Annotated in this window: 18 protein-coding genes and 1 other RNA gene; 7 read left to right on the top strand and 12 right to left on the bottom strand. The window is 46.9% G+C overall.

The genetic code is table 11. The annotated features are described in order from the left end of the window. Nucleotides 1-20: 20 nt before the first annotated feature. The 10 genes from J4N39_RS03170 to grpE all read right to left on the bottom strand — a co-directional run bounded on the left by J4N39_RS03170 (nucleotide 21) and on the right by grpE (nucleotide 14,097). Nucleotides 21-2,432 carry a glycoside hydrolase family 94 protein gene (locus J4N39_RS03170; protein WP_252021856.1) on the bottom strand — a complete coding sequence of 804 codons (2,412 nt, stop codon included), beginning with the start codon at nucleotides 2,430-2,432 and terminating at the stop codon, nucleotides 21-23. Between the two features lie 33 nt (nucleotides 2,433-2,465). Next, the gene (locus J4N39_RS03165; RefSeq protein WP_252021854.1) at nucleotides 2,466-3,557 is read right to left on the bottom strand and encodes an ABC transporter ATP-binding protein; all 1,092 of its coding nucleotides are present in this window, start codon (nucleotides 3,555-3,557) and stop codon (nucleotides 2,466-2,468) included. A gap of 72 nt (nucleotides 3,558-3,629) precedes the next feature. Next, complete coding sequence (locus J4N39_RS03160; protein ID WP_252021852.1) at nucleotides 3,630-4,496, bottom strand: carbohydrate ABC transporter permease; 867 nt, start codon at nucleotides 4,494-4,496, stop codon at nucleotides 3,630-3,632. Nucleotides 4,497-4,498: 2 nt separating this feature from the next. Further along, complete coding sequence (locus tag J4N39_RS03155) at nucleotides 4,499-5,482, bottom strand: carbohydrate ABC transporter permease (RefSeq protein WP_252021850.1); 984 nt, start codon at nucleotides 5,480-5,482, stop codon at nucleotides 4,499-4,501. 53 nt (nucleotides 5,483-5,535) lie between these two features. Beyond that, the gene (locus J4N39_RS03150; protein ID WP_252021847.1) at nucleotides 5,536-6,780 is read right to left on the bottom strand and encodes an ABC transporter substrate-binding protein; all 1,245 of its coding nucleotides are present in this window, start codon (nucleotides 6,778-6,780) and stop codon (nucleotides 5,536-5,538) included. A 17-nt stretch (nucleotides 6,781-6,797) separates the two neighbouring features. After that, nucleotides 6,798-7,805 carry a LacI family DNA-binding transcriptional regulator gene (locus J4N39_RS03145; protein WP_252021836.1) on the bottom strand — a complete coding sequence of 336 codons (1,008 nt, stop codon included), beginning with the start codon at nucleotides 7,803-7,805 and terminating at the stop codon, nucleotides 6,798-6,800. A gap of 357 nt (nucleotides 7,806-8,162) precedes the next feature. Beyond that, nucleotides 8,163-9,326: a carbohydrate porin gene (locus tag J4N39_RS03140; RefSeq protein WP_252021834.1), complete on the bottom strand. Its 1,164-nt coding sequence runs from the start codon at nucleotides 9,324-9,326 to the stop codon at nucleotides 8,163-8,165. Between the two features lie 381 nt (nucleotides 9,327-9,707). Then, a complete protein-coding gene (gene dnaJ / locus J4N39_RS03135) occupies nucleotides 9,708-10,853 on the bottom strand; it encodes a molecular chaperone DnaJ (RefSeq protein WP_252021832.1) in 1,146 nt (381 codons plus the stop codon). Between the two features lie 447 nt (nucleotides 10,854-11,300). Continuing rightward, nucleotides 11,301-13,223: a molecular chaperone DnaK gene (dnaK, locus tag J4N39_RS03130; RefSeq protein ID WP_252021830.1), complete on the bottom strand. Its 1,923-nt coding sequence runs from the start codon at nucleotides 13,221-13,223 to the stop codon at nucleotides 11,301-11,303. Between the two features lie 268 nt (nucleotides 13,224-13,491). Further along, nucleotides 13,492-14,097 (bottom strand): nucleotide exchange factor GrpE, encoded by a 606-nt coding sequence (gene grpE, locus J4N39_RS03125; protein WP_252021828.1) that lies wholly within the window; start codon nucleotides 14,095-14,097, stop codon nucleotides 13,492-13,494. A gap of 182 nt (nucleotides 14,098-14,279) precedes the next feature. Between grpE and nadK the strand changes: the two genes are divergently transcribed. The 3 genes from nadK to bamE all read left to right on the top strand — a co-directional run bounded on the left by nadK (nucleotide 14,280) and on the right by bamE (nucleotide 17,587). Further along, on the top strand, nucleotides 14,280-15,164 hold the full coding sequence (gene nadK, locus J4N39_RS03120) for an NAD(+) kinase (RefSeq protein ID WP_252021826.1): 885 nt from the start codon (nucleotides 14,280-14,282) through the stop codon (nucleotides 15,162-15,164). A gap of 101 nt (nucleotides 15,165-15,265) precedes the next feature. Then, complete coding sequence (gene recN / locus J4N39_RS03115) at nucleotides 15,266-16,930, top strand: DNA repair protein RecN (protein ID WP_252021824.1); 1,665 nt, start codon at nucleotides 15,266-15,268, stop codon at nucleotides 16,928-16,930. A gap of 297 nt (nucleotides 16,931-17,227) precedes the next feature. Next, a complete protein-coding gene (bamE, locus tag J4N39_RS03110; RefSeq protein ID WP_252021822.1) occupies nucleotides 17,228-17,587 on the top strand; it encodes an outer membrane protein assembly factor BamE in 360 nt (119 codons plus the stop codon). Between the two features lie 63 nt (nucleotides 17,588-17,650). Here the strand turns inward: bamE and J4N39_RS03105 are convergent, their stop codons facing one another. Together J4N39_RS03105 and J4N39_RS03100 are read right to left on the bottom strand one after the other, a co-directional pair. After that, on the bottom strand, nucleotides 17,651-17,998 hold the full coding sequence (locus tag J4N39_RS03105; protein WP_252021819.1) for an RnfH family protein: 348 nt from the start codon (nucleotides 17,996-17,998) through the stop codon (nucleotides 17,651-17,653). Further along, nucleotides 17,995-18,426 (bottom strand): SRPBCC family protein, encoded by a 432-nt coding sequence (locus J4N39_RS03100; protein WP_252021817.1) that lies wholly within the window; start codon nucleotides 18,424-18,426, stop codon nucleotides 17,995-17,997. The genes J4N39_RS03105 and J4N39_RS03100 overlap by 4 nt, the downstream gene beginning before the upstream one ends. A gap of 104 nt (nucleotides 18,427-18,530) precedes the next feature. Between J4N39_RS03100 and smpB the strand changes: the two genes are divergently transcribed. From smpB to J4N39_RS03080, 4 genes are all read left to right on the top strand, one after another. Next, complete coding sequence (gene smpB, locus J4N39_RS03095; protein ID WP_252021815.1) at nucleotides 18,531-19,016, top strand: SsrA-binding protein SmpB; 486 nt, start codon at nucleotides 18,531-18,533, stop codon at nucleotides 19,014-19,016. A 68-nt stretch (nucleotides 19,017-19,084) separates the two neighbouring features. After that, nucleotides 19,085-19,451: a transfer-messenger RNA gene (gene ssrA / locus J4N39_RS03090) on the top strand. A 156-nt stretch (nucleotides 19,452-19,607) separates the two neighbouring features. Beyond that, a complete protein-coding gene (gene hipB / locus J4N39_RS03085; protein ID WP_252021812.1) occupies nucleotides 19,608-19,853 on the top strand; it encodes a type II toxin-antitoxin system antitoxin HipB in 246 nt (81 codons plus the stop codon). A gap of 2 nt (nucleotides 19,854-19,855) precedes the next feature. Then, nucleotides 19,856-20,008: a HipA N-terminal domain-containing protein gene (locus J4N39_RS03080; protein ID WP_252021810.1), complete on the top strand. Its 153-nt coding sequence runs from the start codon at nucleotides 19,856-19,858 to the stop codon at nucleotides 20,006-20,008. The last annotated feature ends 53 nt before the right edge of the window (nucleotides 20,009-20,061 follow it).

The following is a 20,061-nucleotide window of genomic DNA, read 5'->3' as shown; positions in this document are numbered from 1 at the left end:
ACACTAAGCGCCCTGTTTGATTAGCCCATCACAACTTCAATTTGATGCTCGCCACTGGTAAATACTGGCGCAATATTGCCTTCAACCAGTTCACCATTCACTCGCATCTCTTTCACCCCTTTGCTCACGCTGTCTGGGTTTTTAACCGCAATCTGATAGGTTGCACCGCGGAACTGACGAGTCACTTCAAACCCAACCCAATCATTAGGGATACATGGGTCTACGGTTAAACCATCCACTTCTGGGCGAACACCCAAAATCCATTGCGTGCCGGCAACATACGTCCACGAAGAAGTGCCCGATAACCATGCATTACGCCCCAAACCAAACTGAGGGTGCTCATCGCCCAAAATATTTTGTGGGTAGCAGTATGGCTCAGATTCGAACACATCCAGAGAGTCATTTTTCGCCGCTGGGTTAATTTGGCTGTAATACTCAAAAGCGCGATTACCATTGCCTACTTTGGCTTCTGCAATCATTACCCAAGGGTTTGAATGAAGGAAAATACCGCCATTTTCTTTAGCACCCGGTGGGTAAGTTGATACTCCACCCAACTGAGGATCAAATCCGTTATAACCTGGTGTTGAAAGCTTGATACCATTAGCAGTATTAAGCTTGGTATTCACCGACTCAAGCGCTTGTTTAGCTCGCTCTGGTGTAGCGAAACCAGAAATAACAGGCCAGCTCTGACCGTTGGTGTAGATCTTACCTTGCTCATTTTGCTCAGAGCCAATCGGCGCACCATTTTCATCAAAGTAACGTACGTACCATTCACCATCCCAACCGTGCTCATTCACCACGCCTTGCATGTGCTCGTATTGCGCTTGGAAGAAGCTCGCGCTTTCGTCTTCACCACGTACCTTGCACAGCTCAAGCATGTCTTGCAGTGCTTTACCGTACATGTTTGCCACCATCAAGGATTCTGCGCCTGTTGGCAGGTTCACTGTGTCATTCCAATCGGCAAAACCAAGCAATGGCAAACCGTGTTGACCGACGTTAGTACGAGTAAACTCAATCGAGCGGCATAAGTGTTCCCACACTGTTGCAGCCTCTAGCGCCTCACCTTGCGCATCTTTCTCGTAAAATGCGATCTCTTTATCAAGGAAGCTCGCATTGCCTGTTTCCTTAACGTATTGCGTTACGGCGTAGATAATCCACAAGTGGTCATCACCATAGTAATTTGGACGATCTTCTTCTTCACGAGAATCGCCTTCATTGGCTTCCATGGTTGATGGGAAGAACTGGTGCATGGCAGAACCATCGGCTTTTTGCACCGAAAGTAGACGCTCGATAAACTCACGCGCTTCTTCTGGCATGTGCGTCATGACACCGAGAATATCTTGAGAAGAGTCACGGAAACCGATACCACGAGCACCGTACCCCAATTGGTAAAGTGACAAGTAACGAGACCAGTTTTTGGTGGTATGACACTGACGCGGGTTATGCACGTTAAGCATCGAGTTCATTGAGTCATCCGGTGTGTTCACCGTCAGAGTCTTCAAGTAGTCGTTCCAGCCTTCACCTAAAGCGGCAAATGCTTGATCTACGTGTTGGTGGTTACGGTACTTCTCGATTAGCGGTTGTGCTGCGGCAACGCTTTCTGCTTGGGTCAACTGACAAACAGTACGCTCGGTTTGCTCACTTTCAATCCAGCCTAAACGCAAGTTCATAGCGCCAATGTTATCGCCACGCAGACACTCAGTGTTATTTAGCTCATCTTGCGCTAACGCTTGTGGCGCAGCCCAACTACCAAAACCGTGGTTGCCCAAGAAGGTTTGTCGGTCGCCTTCATACGAGGTCGGCGCTCGATCGGCAGTCATTAGGTTCACTGCAAAATCACGCTTCATGAAAGCATACTGCTCAAGGACTACGTGCTCTGATGGCTCCTTATGAGCTTTAAGCGTCATAGTTTGCGGCACCCAGTCCGCATTCAATAGCTGCTTAAGTGCGTCAAAGTGAGTGAACTCATATACAGGCACAACATCAACATGCAGTTTGTTGTCCGAAATGTTGGTCACTTTGATGTCTTGCAGCAGTACTGGTTCATCTTTTGGTACAAAGAAGGTCACTTCACAGCGCACACCGTAGCCTTCTGCAACAAAGCGGCTGTACGACAAGCCAGTATGATTACGAAAGCTCTCTAGTGGCTTAAGTGTTGGCGTATAGAAAGGCGAGAAAATCTCGGTATTCCCCGCTTCGTCACGCACTTTCAAATACAAAGTTGAGCCTTTAAAGTCTGAATTTGGCAGTTGGGCAATGTATTTGGTGATGCGATTTAACGCAGGATCACCTTTACACAAAAGCACGCCACCATTGCTGTCCACCAGCCCACCAAAATCTAACGTGCCCACGTAGTTACACCACTTAATAGGGGTGATCGGCGTGGTCGCTACGTACTCTTTATGCTCGTCGTTAAAATATCCGTACTTCATTTCACTATCCGTTCAATCTTTAAAATCATCAGGTTAAGCTGCTAGCGAGTTTTCGCTCAGTGAGTCAAACAGGTGCACTGCGTCTAAATCTAGGTATAGGGTCAACTCATCGCCTTCCACTTCGGTCGCTTGGGTTTCAACCATCAGAGGCTGACCTGCGATTTCTGTTTTAAGTAGAATGCTGGCACCAAGCAGCTCTTTGTCTTGAATTTTGACTTTGATCGGCAACACTCGGTCGTGATCCACTTGTTCTGCACGTAGGTGAATGTCGGTTGGGCGTACACCAAAGTGTAGCGAGACATTTTTTGACGCATTAGGTACAAAGCGCTCTGGCAGCGGGATAGAAGTCTCTCCCAATTTAACGCTGTATTGACCCGCTTCTTCTTCCATTTGCGCATCAAGCATATTCATCGATGGGTTACCGATAAACTGAGCAACAAACTTGTTGGCTGGACGCTGGAACACTTCGGTCGGCGTACCGACTTGCGCTACATAACCATCTTTTAAGATCACGATGCGATCGGCCAGCGTCATGGCTTCAATCTGATCGTGCGTTACGTAGATAGTGGTGGTTTTCAGCTGACGATGAAGGTGTTTGATCTCTTCACGCATCACGCCACGTAACTTAGCATCTAGGTTAGAAAGTGGTTCATCGAACAAGAACACTTTTGGCGTACGAACCATTGCACGTCCCATTGCCACGCGCTGGCGTTGGCCACCAGAAAGCTCTTTAGGTTTACGATCCAGCAAAGGTTCAAGCTCTAGCATTTTGGCCGCTTTACGCACCAACTGATCAATTTCAGGCTTTGGCATGCCTTTGAGTTTGAGCGCAAAGGCGATGTTTTCATACACCGTCATGTGTGGGTATAGAGCGTAACTCTGGAACACCATCGCCAAGTCGCGATCTTTAGCATCCACATCATTCATGCGCTTTTCGCCCACAAATACGTCACCCGATGAGATGGTTTCTAAACCTGCCAGCATGCGCAGTGTGGTCGATTTTCCGCAACCCGATGGACCTAGAAAAACCACGAATTCACCATCATCCACTGTGAAGTCAAACTGCTTCACAACATCTACGTCACCAAAAGATTTTTTGATATTACGAAATTCTACTTTTGCCATTTTTTATTCCCCTGTGCAGCGATGCCGCACGGTTTAATTCCTTGATTGGCGTGGGCAAAGCTGCCCACGCAATTAACCTTTTACTGCACCCGATGTTAGGCCGCTGATCATCTGTTTTGATGCAAACAGGTAAGCGGTCACGAGTGGAAGAATCGAAATCGTGGTCCCCAGCATCACAGCGCCCCACGGCGTATTTGGAATACCTTGCACACTTCGTAGTGCCTGGGTGATTACGTAATTTTCTGGTGTGGTCAGTACCACCAATGGGTTCATAAAGCTGTTCCAGAAGAAGACGAATTGCACGATAGCCAGAGTCGCCAACGCCGGTTTCATTAGCGGCAGAACGACACTCCAGTAGGTACGGAACTCACCTGCACCGTCCAGTTTTGCCGCTTCCAACAACTCTTTTGGCACTGACGCCACCACGTGTTGGCGCATCAAGAAGATGCCAAACGGCGTGGTTGTAAACGGTAGCCATACTGCCAAGTGGTTATCCATTAAGCCTAAGAACTTAACGATCATGAAGTATGGGATCAGGCTCAATACCGGCGGGATCATCATCGAGCCCACAAGCATGGCAAACAGCACGTTTTTGCCACGGAATTTGTAAACCGCAAACGCATATCCACCCATGCTACAAAACAGCAATGACACGGTCGTACCTAAGAATGCGATATAGATGGAGTTAAACATCGCCTGCCAAAATGGCATGATTTCCAACAGCTTCGCATAGTTAATGGCTAGACTGTCGCCAATAGCAAAGCTGATACCTGTACCAAAAATTTCGGTGCGATCTTTGGTCGACAATAGTGCCGACCAGAAGAATGGAAATATCGTGATCAGTGCTGAAACCACCAGCACGACACCCAAAGCAACCGCCAGCACTTTTGTCAGCAAGCGCATAGCATTATCTGAAGGTCTAAGTTGTGAAATGGTCATAATTACTGCTCCCCTAGACCTTTCTTACCGAAGAATAAGAACTGAATCGCTGAACACGTGGCAATCAATGCAAACAATAGCCAAGAGATTGCTGACGCCGTGCCCATTTCTAACCACTCCCAACCCACTTTGTAGAGGTACATAGAGATAGTCAGACCCGATTGGCCGCTACCACCCGTACCACGGGTCAATACAAACGGTTCTTCGAACAACTGCAAGTTACCGATGATGGTCATGGTGACTGCAAAGAAAATGAATGGACGGATCATCGGCAGTGATACGTGCCAGAAGCGGTGCCATGCGTTTGCACCATCCATGCGTGCCGCTTCCAAGATATCTTTAGGAATGGTCATCAAACCTGTGGTGTACAACACGATATTGAAACCTGTGTACTTCCAGAACACCATGATGGCGATAGAAGGCTTGATGAAGTCAGCGTCATCCAACCAGCGGATCGGCTGGTACTGATTAACCCACTCAAACATCCAACCAATCAGTGGCGCATCTGAAAGCGCTATCAAAGTTTGGTTAATAATGCCCGAGTTAGGCGAATACATATTGAAGAAGATAAGCGACGCTGCCACCGTTGATGTAATAAACGGTAGAAAGTAGGCCGACGTTAGCCAATGGCGCAGGCGATCCCCAAGGGATACCAAGATATAAGCCACTGGAATCGCAACTAAATGCTGCGCCACACCCGAGGTGATCGCTAGCCAAAATGTGTTTTTCAACGAGCGCCACAACCAAGGGTCAGTTAGCGCAATGTTGTAGTTTTCCAGCCCAACGAAGCTCATCGCTCCTAGACCTTCAACTGGGTTCCACTCATGAAACGACAAAAATACCGAAAACAGTAACGGGAAAATCCCAAATACCGAAAAAATCACCAAAAACGGTAGCAAAAATCCATACGGTGTAAGCGCTTTCATAATCGGCAAAGAAAAAAGGCCTTTGCGTTGTTCCGGCGCTTGTGCTGCTACGTTATCCATAATAAACACCCCTATAATTGGGAGGTGCGGCAAGCTCGCACCTCCCACAACACTTACATGTTACGTGTACGACGCTTGATTAGACGCTCTGCATCTTTCAGTGCAGATTTGATGTCTTTGTCTTGGTCTAGCACTTCCATCAGTGCATTTTCTAGAATGATTGAGCGAGCGACGTGGTCGCCTTTACCCGGTTGAACTGGCTTGATGTTTTTCGCCACTTCAGCAAATAGCAGACGAGCTTTTTGACCGCCAAGGAATTCAATCTCTTGGTCAAACAGTGCGTCATCATAAGTTGTTGAGTTCGCTGGGAACGCTGCAATCGTTTCAAAGTGTTTTAGCTGTACCGCACGGTCTGTTGTGAAGTATTCAATCAGCTGCCACGCTTCATCTTGTTTCTTAGACTGAGTTGGGATAGACAGGAAAGAGCCACCCCAGCTGCCGTAGATACCATCAGGCAAGTTCGATACCGCCCACTTACCTTTCGTATCTGGAGCAATCCAGTTATTTAGGTGACCCAGTAGCCAAGCACCAGATAACTGAGTTGCTAGCGTGCCGGTACGGAAACCTTCATACCACTCATTCGTCCAAGCTGTGATACGGCCATCTAGGCCCTTATCACGAATTTTCTTTGCCACTTCAAATGCATGAACAAAACGCTCTGAAGTCACCACTGGGTTGCCGTCTTTATCAAAGTAAAGACCTTCACCTTCAGGCACAGTGGTGTAAATGATGGCTTGCGCCACGTCCGCTGCTGACGCAATCAACTGAACATTTTGCGCTTTCAGCTTTTCGCCCGCTGCAATGTAAGAATCCCAGTCTTTGATCGCTTCGTTAACGTCAATACCAGCTTTTTCAAAGATATCGGTGCGGTAGTACATCACACCTGGGCCTAGGTCGACCGGGATGCCGTAAACGTCGCCATCACCGCCTTTACCTTGCGCCCATGCGTATTGAGCAAAGTCGTCTGCGTATTTATCAGCGCCGTATTTTTCAGACAGGTTAACTAGACCACCTGAAGCAACGAATGGACCAATTTTTTCAACGTCAACAACGATAACGTCACCCGCACCTGAGCCTGTGGCCAGGTTAGTTGTCAGTTTGGTGTGGTGGTCACCGTGGTTATTCATGAGGTAGTCAACCTTGATGCCTGTTTTCTTTTCAAAATCAGGCAAGATGACTTTTAAGCTGCTGTCAAAATCAGGAAAACCATCGAAGCGAATATCTGCATCTGCAGCCACTGCAGCACCTGAGAGGCCAAGCGCTACTGCGGTAGATAGGGTGATCTTTTTAAGGTTCATGGTAGATGTCCTTGTCGTTATAGTGAGTTCATTACGTTTTTGACGGAATTACGAATGACTAGTGACGGCGTCAATTTAAAATTGACGTCCGTTTTTTTCTTATTCAGCTTGTGAACCAGAAGCTCAACCGCTTCCATGCTCATTTGCTCAATAGGGAAATCTATGGTGGTTAGCGCAGGGGTGATGTAACGTGCGAAAATCACGTTATCAAAACCCACCAAAGAACAGTGCTCTGGTACACCCACACCCTGCTGGCTCAAAGCTTCAAATACGCCAAATGCCATGTGATCGTTACAAGCGAAAATGGCTGAAAACTGCACGTTGCGTTTCATCAATTTCTGCACCGCTGTTGCGCCAGTTTCTTCGGTGAAACCCGCTTCAATCACCAGTGAATCACGGTAAGGAATGCCCGCTTCTTCTAAAGCGTGACGATAGCCCTGCAGACGCCCACGAGCGTCCGCTTTGGAAAGAGGGCCTGTAATGCATGCAATTGATGTATGGCCGTTATCGAGCAAAAACTTGGTAGCACGACGGCCACCGGCTTCGTTATCGATATCGATGCAGCAATCTTCAATTTCAGGAATGGTTCGGTTGAGCAGTACTAGTGGAATACCCTGCTCACTGAGTTGGATGAGATAATCGTCGCTGACTTCTTGAGTATGCAGCACCAAAGCATCCACACGGCGACCGAGTAGAAATTCAATCGCATCACGCTGTTCGCCACCAAACTCGGAACCCGTGGTGACAATAATATGATAACCAACCTTACGTAGTTGCTCTTCGATGCACTGCAGAATACCTGAATAGAACGAGCTACCAACCTCAGGGACGACGATGCCAATGCTGCCCGTCTTGCTCGATGCCAGTGCTTTGGCAATCGTGTTAGGGCGATAGCCAAGCTGCGCAATGGCATTTTCCACTTTCAATTTCTTTTGATGGCTCACACGTGTGGTGCCATTGATAACGCGAGAAACGGTTGCTGGAGAAACGCCCGCAAATTCAGATACATCTCGAATAGTAATCACTATTTGCTCTCCTTTTTCCGTTGAATTTAAAAATAAGAAATCGTTTTCAAGATTAGATTTTAAGGAAGCAAGGCGGAAAAAAGGTGACAATAGTCACACTCGGTTGAGGGTAAAAATGGGCAAAATTGAAAAGTATGAAAGCTACTTTGTTTTCATAAAATCCATGAAACTGTTTCATGAAATGAAATTTGGACAAAAAAAGGGCCGCATAAGCGGCCCAAAATAAAACAGAAATCAATACTGGTTTAGCAAGACTCCCCCAAGTCATAAGAAGCCAAACCATAGTGGACTATTACTCTTTAAGAGGGCAAACTCACACTGCAACAAGCTTGCCCAATCTGGTGCGAGACCAGTGGATTACCACCAAGCCTCCCACATTGCACCAACGGTCATAGCGTCAACTTTTGCATCTGTCACGCCATCTTGTTTAGCTTCACCCACCGTTGCGTAGAAACGTAACATTGGACGACTCCAAGTTTCAGCACCTACAGCGATGTTTTGTGAAAACGTCACCTTCCAAGCGCTGTTCTTCTGATCTTTATTTGCGTAATCAACGACATCGTAGCCCGCCTCAATCCAAGTAGAGTGGATGTCATTCCAAGAATATGCTGGACGTACGATGACGTTGTAGTTTGCACGATCATCAGAAGAGTCTTTGTTTTCAAGCTTTTGGTAAGCCGTTAGGTATTCAATCGACATGTTGTCACTCAGTGACGTGCTGCCATCAAAGCTTGCAAGCAGTGCCGTTTGACCATCGTTTAGGTCATATACCGCATCTTTCGCATTGTTGCTGTAGCGAACAATGAAGCGCTGACCTTTGTAGCCGATTTCAGCCGCGGCTTGTGCAGCTTTCACATCTTTCAGTGCATCTTGCTCTTCTGAGGCAAAACCGTAGTTAGCGTAGATGCTAAGTGATGCCTCCCCTAGGTTGATGCCATGCATTTTAGAGGTAATGGCGTATTTGCCGTTGTCATTGGTAAGACGTGCAGACTCAAGTTGTCCCACAAACGCGAGGTCAAACTTAGCGCCACCGAGATCAAGGTTACGGAAACCACCGCCTTGACCATCGTGCATCATCCAAAAGTAATCGTTTAGCCCTGTTTGAGGACGAGTATGGAAATCACGGCCAGCCCATACATAAAGATCTGGTTGAGATTCAAAGATGTTCGATGCACCTGCATAAGCTTTCGCAATACCTACACCGCCGCCATCATTATTCCACGCACCGCTTTCCCAGTGGTTAAGCATGAAAGTTACGTCAAACTTTGTGCCGTTGGTGCCTGCAAATGGTTTCGAGAATTGGAATTCACCACCGTTAACTTCATTACCTAGACGACCCGTTGAGTTACCGTTAAGTGAGCCTTCAGGCTTGATGTACTTGCTATCACCACCTTGGTATGCCGCGCCGTAACGTGCATAACCTGAGAAGGTGAAGCCCATGTCGTCATCGGCGACTACCGTTGGTGCTGAAAGTGCGGCCATCACTGCTAAAGAAAGAGGCAAGAGAGTTGATTTATTCATTGTCGCTACCTTTGATTAGTATTTGTTTTTTATTCGAATTCCGTTCGAGATAAATACTAAGCAATGAAACAACTGAAAATATTGAAGCGACTCCCAAGCACCTTGGGTAAGATTTGTCATGAAACTACATTTCTTCGCTCTTGAAGAAATAGAACCATAGTTCAGTAACTTATAGCCCCATGAAACATCCATTTACCATGAGTTTCATGACAAGGCGGTTAAAAATACAAGGCAACCGTACGGTTTAACCCTGATTTTATAACCAAGCTGTGAAAGCGTTTCAAGATTTTGAAACAAACGCCGTCCGTTTCAGGTATTTTGTTGCTCGCAACAAAAAAGCCAGACGAAAGTCTGGCTTTTAAAATCGATTCGCTTGTTCGATTAGCTGGTTAGGTCATCGAAGAACTTCTTAACGCCGTTAAAGAAACCTTCTGATTTTGGCTTGTGCTTATTAGCAGCCTCACCACCACAAGTGTCTTCAAACTCGCGCAGTAGCTCTTTTTGACGTGAACTTAGCTTCACTGGTGTTTCTACCACAAGCTTCACGATAAGGTCACCCACAGCGCCGCCACGAACACCTTTCACGCCCTTACCACGCATACGGAACATGCGGCCCGTTTGCGTCTCTTCTGGTACCTTAAGGTTTACACGGCCATCAAGGGTAGGAACTTCAACTTCACCACCAAGCGCTGCCATTGCAAAGCTTACTGGCACTTCACAGTAAAGGTTGTTGCCTTCACGCTCAAAGATGTGGTGCTCGCGTACGTGCACCTGTACGTATAGGTCACCTGCTGGTGCGCCCATTTCGCCCGCTTCGCCTTCACCCGATAGACGGATACGGTCGCCCGTATCAACACCTGCTGGGATCTTAACGCTTAGAGTCTTAGTCTTCTGCTTACGACCTTGACCATGACAAGCATTACAAGGGTCTTTGATGATCTTGCCTTTACCATTACAGGTAGGACAGGTCTGCTGAACGGCAAAGAAGCCTTGGCGCATCTGAACTTGACCGTGACCATGACAGGTACCACATGTCTCAGCTTTCGAGCCTTTCTTCGCACCTGAGCCATGACAAGAGTCACACTCAACTAGAGTTGGTACTTCGATCTCTTTATTTACACCGCGAACGGCTTCTTCTAGAGACAGTTCCATGTTGTAACGCAGGTCTGCGCCACGCTGTGCACGCGACTGACCACCGCCGCCACGACGACCGCCACCGAAGATATCACCAAACACATCACCGAAGATGTCACCAAAATCAGCACCGCCGCCACCAAAGCCGCCGCCACCCATACCACCTTGCTCAAATGCTGCATGACCGTATTGGTCGTACGCCGCTTTCTTCTGAGCATCGGTCAGGATCTCGTACGCTTCTTTTACTTCTTTAAACTTTTCAGCCGCAGCTTCATCACCCTGGTTACGGTCCGGGTGGTATTTCATCGCTAAGCGCTTGTACGCTTTCTTAATATCGCGCTCAGAGGCATCACGGCCAACGCCTAATACTTCGTAAAAATCACGTTTTGACATGCTATTCGTCACCAAATTTGTTACTGCAAACGAGGGTTACTCGCTTGGTGGTTGTATGGATCTAGATAAGAGTACTGTTGGCACTAGACTCAACACTAGTGCGATACAGTCCTCCCCTTTTTCAAGCGGCCGGCGAACCGGGGGGAGTTAGAGGGGGTTAGACTATGTTGAGGCAGTCGAATAATCTTAACCCCGTCTAACCCCTCCTAGCCTCCCACCAGCGTGGCCCGCTTGAAAAGGGGAGGGACAAAAGCACACTTATCTAGATCAGTTCATTACAAACTAACGGGCGCAAAGGTTACCCTAAACGCCCGCTTAAATCACTTTTCAGTGATAACAAGGAGTCATTTTCTAAGCTAGAACGTTCAAGCTCAAGGAGAAGGCGCGCAGTTTACGCGAGTAAATGAGCACCTTCGACGCCGAGATTGGGCGTTCTAGCGACGAAAATTACTTCTTGTCGTCTTTTACTTCTTCAAACTCAGCGTCAACAACGTCGTCGTCTTGCTTAGGCTGTTCACCAGCTTCTGCACCACCTTGAGCTGCTGCTTCAGCTTGAGCTTTCTGCTGAGCGATTTCCATTAGCTTTTGAGAAGCTTCCATTAGCGCTTGAACTTTTGCTTCAATTGCTTCTTTGTCTTCGCCTTTCTTAGCTTCTTCTAGAGCAGCTACTGCAGCTTCGATCTTCTCTTTCTCATCAGCTGGAAGTGCGTCACCCGCTTCTTCAACTTGCTTTTGAGTTGCGTGGATCATTTGGTCAGCTTGGTTGCGAGCTGATACTAGTTCTTCGAACTTCTTATCCGCTTCTTTGTTCGCTTCCGCTTCTGCAACCATCTTCTCGATATCTGCATCGCTTAGACCGCCTGACGCTTGGATAGTGATCTTCTGCTCTTTACCCGTCTGCTTGTCTTTTGCAGATACGTGTAGGATACCATCCGCATCAAGGTCGAAAGTAACTTCGATTTGTGGCATACCACGTGGCGCTGCTTGGATGCCTTCTAGGTTGAATTGACCTAGAGATTTGTTGTGCATCGCTTGCTTACGCTCACCTTGAAGAACGTGGATAGTTACCGCATTCTGGTTGTCTTCCGCAGTAGAGAACACTTGGTTCGCTTTAGTCGGGATAGTTGTGTTCTTCTCAACTAGAGTAGTCATTACGCCACCCATAGTTTCGATACCTAGAGATAGTGGAGTAACGTCTAGTAGTAGAACGTCTTTCACATCACCTGCTAGTACACCACCTTGAACCGCTGCACCCATTGCAACTGCTTCATCTGGGTTCACGTCACGACGAGCTTCTTTACCGAAGAACTCAGCAACTTTTTGTTGAACCATAGGCATACGAGTCTGACCACCTACTAGGATTACGTCAGTGATTTCGCTTACCGATAGGTCTGAATCTGCTAGAGCAACTTTTAGAGGCTCAAGAGAGCGTTGTACTAGGTCTTCAACTAGAGATTCTAGTTTCGCACGAGTCACTTTAACGTTCATGTGCTTAGGACCAGTCGCATCAGCCGTTACGTAAGGTAGGTTTACGTCAGTTTGCTGAGCTGAAGAAAGTTCAATTTTCGCTTTCTCTGCTGCTTCTTTAACACGCTGCATTGCTAGTGGGTCGTTCTTAAGATCGATGCCTTGCTCTTTCTTGAACTCTTCTACTAGGTAGTTGATTAGACGTGTATCGAAGTCTTCACCACCAAGGTGAGTGTCACCGTTAGTTGCAAGTACTTCGAAAGTTTGCTCGCCTTCAACGTTGTCGATTTCGATGATTGAGATATCGAACGTACCACCACCAAGGTCGTAAACCGCGATAGTACGGTCGCCTTCTTGCTTGTCTAGGCCGTAAGCTAGAGCAGCAGCAGTTGGTTCGTTGATGATACGCTTAACGTCTAGACCTGCGATACGGCCAGCATCTTTAGTTGCTTGACGCTGTGCATCGTTGAAGTAAGCAGGAACAGTTACTACTGCGCCAGTCACTTCTTCACCTAGGAAGTCTTCAGCAGTTTTCTTCATCTTCTTAAGAACTTCAGCAGAAACTTGAGGAGCGGCCATTTTCTCGCCTTTTGCTTCTACCCAAGCATCACCGTTGTCAGCCTTAACAATTTTGTAAGGCATGATTTCGATGTCACGCTGAACTTCTTCGTCTTCAAAACGACGACCGATTAGACGCTTGATAGCGAATAGAGTGTTTTCAGGGTTGGTAACTGCCTGACGCTTTGCAGGTTGACCAACTAGTGTTTCGCCGTCTGTGTATGCGATTACAGATGCAGTAGTACGTTCACCTTCCGCATTTTCGATTACGCGTGGCGCGTCGCCGTCAAGAACAGCAACACAAGAGTTAGTAGTACCTAAATCAATACCAATGATTTTACCCATCAGGCTATCTCCGAAATTCTATAGTTTACTTTTGTCTATCCCCGAAATGGGGTGTAGAAGATTGGGTTTCAACCCTCTACCAAAATTAGGTTTTAAGCAATTTGCTTATTGTATGCACCATAAATAAGGGCACTCGACCCCTTTTCAAGGGCAGTTACAAAAAAAAATACACTTTTTTTGTTGAATTAGGTTTTGCTCCCTCCGCTCCTATAAAAAAACACCTAGCGCATCAACGCTAGGTGTTTTCAGATTTGCGCAGGTGGCAGGGTTACTTAGCAACCATAACCATCGCTGGACGTACAACACGACCGTTAAGCTCGTAACCTTTCTGCATCACCATCATTACGGTGTTTGCTTCGTGGTCTGGGCTTTCTTGAATAGACATCGCTTGGTGGTATTCAGGGTTGAATGCTTCACCTTCAGGGTTGATCTCTTTCAGACCAAACTTAGCGACTGTGTCTACGAATGTTTTGTGTGTAAGCTCAACACCTTCAAGGATAGGTGCTACTACTTCATTCTCTTTATCCGCAGATTGCATCGCACGCTCTAGGTTATCGATCACTGGAAGCAGTTCGCCAGCAAAACGCTCTAGTGCGAATTTGCGAGCTTTTTCAACTTCTTGCTCAGTACGACGACGCATGTTGTCTACTTCCGCTTTTGCACGTAGAACCGTGTCATTTGCTTCTTTTACTTGAGCATCTTTAGCTACTAGCGCCGCTTCTAGTTCAGCGATCTTAGCTTCTGATTCATCTTGCGCATCGTTCCAATCGATATCAGCGTCAGTGCCTACTGCTTCAACTTCAGCTTCTTGCTCTTCAGTAGTTTGTTGGTCCTTTAGCTCTTCTTCGCTAACCTTTTTTTCTTCGTGGCTCATGATATCTCCAGAATTCAGAAGCGAGTATTTCCTTACCGTTTTGCGACAAAATACTCGCATAGTGCTTCAACTTGCCTTTATTATGGGGACGAACATTTGTGATTCAAGCATAAATGCCAATTCCCCCGATTATTTAGAGTTGGCGCTATAATTCAATAACCCACAACCCATGGATTTTGCTAATGCCAAAACCATTTCAGGTGATTGCTGTTATCGGCAAGCCGCGTGATACCAAAGCGGTTCAAACCCACAAAGAAATTTTCCAATGGCTGACCGATAAAGGTTACCAAGTCCTGATTGATGATCGTCTTAAAGACATCTTGACCGATTTTGACCCTAGCCATTTCACCAGCCTGTTAAGTATTGGTGAGAAGGCAGATTTAGCCATTGTCGTGGGTGGTGACGGCAATATGTTAGGTGCCGCTCGCGTACTGTCTCGTTTTGATATTTCAGTGATTGGTGTTAACCGAGGCAACTTGGGCTTTTTGACTGACCTCAACCCAGAAGAGTTTGAGCAAGCGCTAGAGAAGGTCTTGCAAGGCGAATACGTTGAAGAAAATCGCTTCTTGCTGGAAACCGAAGTGCACCGCCATGAGCAAATCAAGAGTCACAACGCTGCGCTCAATGAAGCCGTGCTGCACCCAGGTCAAGTGGCGCACATGATTGAGTTCGAAGTGTACATTGATGATAGCTTTGCTTTCTCACAACGCGCTGACGGCCTAATTGTTTCAACGCCGACCGGATCAACCGCCTATTCATTATCGGGTGGTGGCCCTATCTTGTCGCCGAGCCTTAATGCGATAAGCATTGTACCTATGTTCCCGCATACACTCTCTAGCCGACCATTGGTGGTCGACAGCAAACGTCGTATCAAACTGCTTATCTCACCAGATAATCGCGGCACACAAGAGATCAGCTGCGATGGTCAGGTGTCCCTGCCTGTCTCTCCGGGCGACGAAGTTCATATTTATCAAAGCCCTAATATGCTGCGTTTGGTGCATCCAAAGGATTACAGCTACTACCACGTGCTGCGAAACAAATTGGGTTGGTCGAGCAAACTATTCTGATTTAGCTCACAAAAAAACTGCCCTGTACAACTTTACTGTATAAAGAAACAGTATATACTGTTTTCTTATACAGTATTGTTTGGTTATACAGGTCTCTAAAAATGTTAGCTCATCTCAGTGTCAATAATTTTGCTATTGTGAAGTCGCTACACCTTGAACTTTGCAGCGGCATGACCACCATCACTGGTGAAACCGGTGCAGGTAAATCCATCGCTATCGACGCTTTAGGTTTGTGCCTTGGCGATCGCACCGAAGCCGGAATGGTCCGCCAAGGGGAAGACAAAACCGATGTCTCCGCCTCGTTTAATCTAGACAATAATGTTGCCGCAACTCGCTGGTTAGAAGATAACGACCTTCTTGATGGTGGCGAGTGCATTTTGCGCCGAGTGATCACTAAAGAAGGTCGCTCACGAGCATTTATTAACGGCAGCCCTGTACCCGCATCTCAGCTTAAATCGCTCGGACAACTGCTGATCAACATCCATGGACAGCACGCACATCATCAACTGATGAAAAGCGAATACCAGCTCGCCATGTTAGATCAATACGCTGGCCACAAAAGCCTGCTTGATAAAGCTCGTCAGCAATACCAACGCTGGCGTCAGGCGGATAACCACCTCAAGCAGCTGATCCAAAACAGCCAAGAGAACCAGGCGCAAAAGCAACTGCTCGAATATCAAATCAAAGAACTCAATGAGCTGGCTATCGGCGAAGATGAATTCAATGAGCTTGAGCAAGAACATAAGCGCCTAAACAACAGTGGTGAACTGGCCTCGACTTGCCAGCAAGTGATTGAGCTTCTTTACGAAGGTGAAGAAGTTAACGCCCTCAGTATTTTGCAATCTGCAAGCCAGTCACTGATCCAATTGACCGAACTTGATGACAGCCTAAAGGCCCTGCCAGACATGGTATCTGAGGCGATGATCCAACTTGAAGAAGCCAACAGTGAGCTGCGCCACTACCTCGATGGTATTGATGTTGACCCAGCTCGTATGGCGTTTGTCGAGGAGCGTTTTTCTAAAGTCATGTCGATGGCTCGTAAGCACCACGTCATGCCAGAAGAGCTATACGCTCACCACCAAGAACTACTTAAACAAGTCGACGCTCTCGATTGCTCCGATGAAAAACTCGAAGCACTGAATGAAGAAGTCGCTAAAAAGCATCAAGATTTCTTAAACTGCGCGGAAAAGCTGAATAAGTCCCGAGTTCGTTATGCAAAAGAGCTCAATAAGCTGATCACCCAAAGCATGCATGAACTGAGTATGGAGAAAGCCAAATTCTGCATCGATGTGGTGCGTGATGAAAACAATGCCTCGCCATTGGGTATCGACCGTGTCACTTTCTTGGTCTCCACCAACCCAGGCCAGCCGCTGCAACCTATCGCTAAAGTCGCCTCTGGTGGTGAGCTTTCACGCATTTCACTGGCAATCCAAGTGATCACGGCGCAAAAAGTCGATACCCCTAGCCTGATTTTCGATGAGGTTGACGTAGGTATCAGTGGCCCAACGGCAGCAGTGGTAGGCAAAATGCTGCGCACCTTGGGCGAATCCACCCAAGTTATGTGTGTGACCCACTTACCGCAAGTGGCAGGCTGTGGTCACCAGCAAATGTTTGTTGCCAAGCAAACCAAAGCAGGTAAAACCGAAACCCAAATGCGCCGTTTAGATGAAGAGCAGCGTGTTGCAGAGCTTGCTCGACTGCTCGGTGGTAGCCAGATCACCGATACCACTATGGCCAATGCCAAAGAGCTGCTGATCGCCGCTTAACTTTGGTTTGAAATCCCCAAATCTGTTAATACCCTCACAGCGTGAGCCTTTGCTCACGCTGTTTGTCTTTGTTGGTTTGAAACTAATCGGTATAACAGAGGTCTCATCTGTGGCATTGTGCTGACTTGCGATGAAAGCACCGCAATAGCGGTCGCAAAAGTGCAAATTTAGGCAAATAGCCCAGTAGAGATACCCGTGTGCAACTGATTGAGTTTTTACATTCGATTAAGAAGTGATTATCATCAGTCGCCATAGGTTATCCTAAACGATTCAGATTAAGAGAAAGACGTACTCACTATGCAATTGAAGAAGTGGATCATTGCAATCCCATTAGCCCTTACCATGCTGACTGGCTGTTCAGTGCTTGAAAAACTGGTTTATCGTATCGACATCAACCAAGGCAACTACATCGAGCAACAAGCGGTCGATCAACTCAAGTTCGGCATGAGTAAAGAACAAGTACGCTACGTACTGGGTTCACCAATGCTGGTTGAGAACGGCTATCCAAACACTTGGTACTACGTTTACCACCACACCAAAGGCCACCAAGACTCGATACAGAAAAACCTGTTCGTTAAGTTTAACGACAGCGAACGTCTAGTCTCTGTCGATGGTGACTACAGCGCAGGTGATGCGTTCTTTGAAGGTATCAACTAAATTGCCTAAAGCGATAAACGTAAAAAAGCTCCTAAAAGGAGCTTTTTTTGTGCCTAGCGACTGTTATTTACGCAGTGGGTTAACCTTACCACCAGTCACAGGATCAGCCGTGCCCGCCGCTTTCGCTTGCTCGGCACGCTTACGACGAATTTCACGAGGGTCCGCCAACAGTGGGCGATAAATCTCGATACGGTCTTTATCTCGAACCGTAGCATCAAGCTTCACGTTACGGCTATAAACACCAACTTTGTTCTTAGCTAAATCGATTTCACTGTAGCGCTCAAGCACACCAGACATTTCGATGATCTCTTTCACCGTCAGTTCCGCTTCCACCACTAAGGTATACACCTGTTGCTCGTTAGGCAGAGCGTACACCACTTCCACATGGATCATATTGGGTTCGCTGCTCATACGTACACCTGCTTAGCGCGTTGGGTAAAGGCATTGACCATATTGCTGGTTAGCTCGTTAAACACCTTGCCAAACGCCATTTCCACCAGCTTACTGGTAAATTCAAACTCTAGCTTAAGCTCCACCTTACAGGCGCTGTCATCTAGAGGAATAAACTCCCAACCACCTTGCAGCTGCTTAAATGGGCCATCCACTAGGTTCATTAAGATCTTACGCCCAACTTCTAACTGGTTTGACGTAGTGAAGGTTTTAGAGATACCGGCTTTTGAAACATCCACCGACGCAACCATGGCCGAGTCTGAAGATTCATGGATTTGCGAACCAGAACAGCCGGGTAAGAACTGCGGGTAACTGGCAACGTCATTGACTAAATTAAACATCTGCTCGGCGCTAAACGGAACCAACGCAGAGCGGGTCACTTGAGGCATAAAGCTTCCTCTATACAACTACTGGTCACAAACCATGAAAATCATGGCTGGATAAACACAAAAGGATTTCCCTATATCGGTGCAATCCGTATAATGCCGACATTATGGCAAAGAAAAAATCAAATTCCAAAGCTGGTAGCAATACCATTGCTCAAAATAAAAAAGCTCGCCACGAATATTTCATTGACGATGAGATCGAAGCTGGCCTAGAACTTCAGGGTTGGGAAGTCAAAGCCCTGCGTCAAGGCAAAGCCAACATCGCAGAAAGTTATGTCTATATCCGTGACGGAGAGGCATTCATCAGTGGTATGTCTATCATTCCACTTCAACAAGCGTGTTCTCACGTGGTTGCGAACCCAACTCGTGTTCGTAAACTACTTATGAGCCGCAAACAGATCGACAATCTATTCGGTCGCGTCAACCGTGAGGGCATGACCCTAGTTGCAACCACTATGTACTGGTCTCGCTCTTGGGCGAAGATCAAAGTAGGTGTCGCAAAAGGTAAGAAGCTGCACGACAAACGTACTGATATGAAAGAAAAAGATTGGGCACGAGATAAAGCTCGCGTTATGAAGAGCAATCTGCGCTAATCTTGACCAGTTAGATTGCCTAGTGCTAGACAGCGTAAGCTTTTCTGGTACTATGCATCGAACACTTTGGGGCTGATTTAGGATTCGACGGGAATACTGCAGTCTGAGGTGCATGCCGTGGGGCGGTTGGCCACGTAAAAAGCCGCAAAAAAATAGTCGCAAACGACGAAAACTACGCACTAGCAGCTTAATAACCTGCTCAGAGCTCTCTCGCCCTAGCTTCCGCACGTAAGACGGGGAATCACGAGAGATCAAACCCAAACGCGCTAGCTCGGATTCTCCCGCCTGAGAGATGAACAGCGAATTATAATTCAGGTTAGCCATTTACTAGCGTGTCGGTTCGCAGGTGCTTGGTGAATTTAAAGATCGACTAAGCATGTAGTACCAATGATGAATGATTTTCGGACGCGGGTTCAACTCCCGCCAGCTCCACCAAACGTTTGGAAAGGGCGATAATCGAAAGATTATCGCCCTTTTTGTATTCTAAACTTCTGCCCTAGTCACAAATATCCCCTTCTAGGGATATTCTTACCTTTATCCTCTACTAGGGATAGTCTAATATTTAGACTACTGAGTATGGAGGTTATAAATATGATATATAGCCCAAAACAATTGGCTGACTTCTTACTGCTAGTTCGCCAAAAAAACCGTTGGACTCAAGCAGAGCTAGCCAAAAAAGTGGGTATCAAGCAGGCAACGATCTCTAATTTTGAAAACAACCCTGATAAAACCACGCTATCAACCATGTTCAAGATCATCCAAGCACTTGAACTAAAGCTAGAAGTTAAAGAGCCATTTGAAGTCAAAGAGCCTAGTGTTGATGAGGAAGACTGGTAACAATGAAGCAGCTACTTGCATATATGAATGGTGAACTTGTAGGGGCTCTAGTCAAGCGAGCGAACGGTGCGCATTCATTTACTTATGACGCCAGCTGGCTGAGCAATGAAAAGGCTCGACCTCTATCGCTAAAACTGCAAGTGCCGATCATCTAGAGGCACGAACTTGTTCACAATCAGATTAAGCGCTGTCTTCACAGCGTTTAATT

The sequence above is a fragment of the Vibrio sp. SCSIO 43136 genome (assembly GCF_023716565.1).
Classification (GTDB): domain Bacteria; phylum Pseudomonadota; class Gammaproteobacteria; order Enterobacterales; family Vibrionaceae; genus Vibrio.
The sequence above is the reverse complement of the archived record's forward strand: the minus strand, read 5'-3'. Positions and strand labels throughout refer to the sequence as shown.

Bases quoted from the DNA above. Each gene is read 5' to 3' on its own strand.
- dnaK (WP_252021830.1), bottom strand. From the start codon at position 13,223: ATGGGTAAAATCATTGGTATTGATTTAGGTACTACTAACTCTTGTGTT.
- J4N39_RS03160 (WP_252021852.1), bottom strand. From the start codon at position 4,496: ATGACCATTTCACAACTTAGACCTTCAGATAATGCTATGCGCTTGCTG.
- J4N39_RS03140 (WP_252021834.1), bottom strand. From the start codon at position 9,326: ATGAATAAATCAACTCTCTTGCCTCTTTCTTTAGCAGTGATGGCCGCA.
- nadK (WP_252021826.1), top strand. From the start codon at position 14,280: ATGCCAAAACCATTTCAGGTGATTGCTGTTATCGGCAAGCCGCGTGAT.
- J4N39_RS03165 (WP_252021854.1), bottom strand. From the start codon at position 3,557: ATGGCAAAAGTAGAATTTCGTAATATCAAAAAATCTTTTGGTGACGTA.
- hipB (WP_252021812.1), top strand. From the start codon at position 19,608: ATGATATATAGCCCAAAACAATTGGCTGACTTCTTACTGCTAGTTCGC.
- J4N39_RS03170 (WP_252021856.1), bottom strand. From the start codon at position 2,432: ATGAAGTACGGATATTTTAACGACGAGCATAAAGAGTACGTAGCGACC.
- recN (WP_252021824.1), top strand. From the start codon at position 15,266: ATGTTAGCTCATCTCAGTGTCAATAATTTTGCTATTGTGAAGTCGCTA.
- J4N39_RS03100 (WP_252021817.1), bottom strand. From the start codon at position 18,426: ATGCCTCAAGTGACCCGCTCTGCGTTGGTTCCGTTTAGCGCCGAGCAG.
- J4N39_RS03105 (WP_252021819.1), bottom strand. From the start codon at position 17,998: ATGAGCAGCGAACCCAATATGATCCATGTGGAAGTGGTGTACGCTCTG.
- grpE (WP_252021828.1), bottom strand. From the start codon at position 14,097: ATGAGCCACGAAGAAAAAAAGGTTAGCGAAGAAGAGCTAAAGGACCAA.
- J4N39_RS03150 (WP_252021847.1), bottom strand. From the start codon at position 6,780: ATGAACCTTAAAAAGATCACCCTATCTACCGCAGTAGCGCTTGGCCTC.
- smpB (WP_252021815.1), top strand. From the start codon at position 18,531: ATGGCAAAGAAAAAATCAAATTCCAAAGCTGGTAGCAATACCATTGCT.
- dnaJ (WP_252021832.1), bottom strand. From the start codon at position 10,853: ATGTCAAAACGTGATTTTTACGAAGTATTAGGCGTTGGCCGTGATGCC.
- J4N39_RS03155 (WP_252021850.1), bottom strand. From the start codon at position 5,482: ATGGATAACGTAGCAGCACAAGCGCCGGAACAACGCAAAGGCCTTTTT.
- bamE (WP_252021822.1), top strand. From the start codon at position 17,228: ATGCAATTGAAGAAGTGGATCATTGCAATCCCATTAGCCCTTACCATG.
- J4N39_RS03080 (WP_252021810.1), top strand. From the start codon at position 19,856: ATGAAGCAGCTACTTGCATATATGAATGGTGAACTTGTAGGGGCTCTA.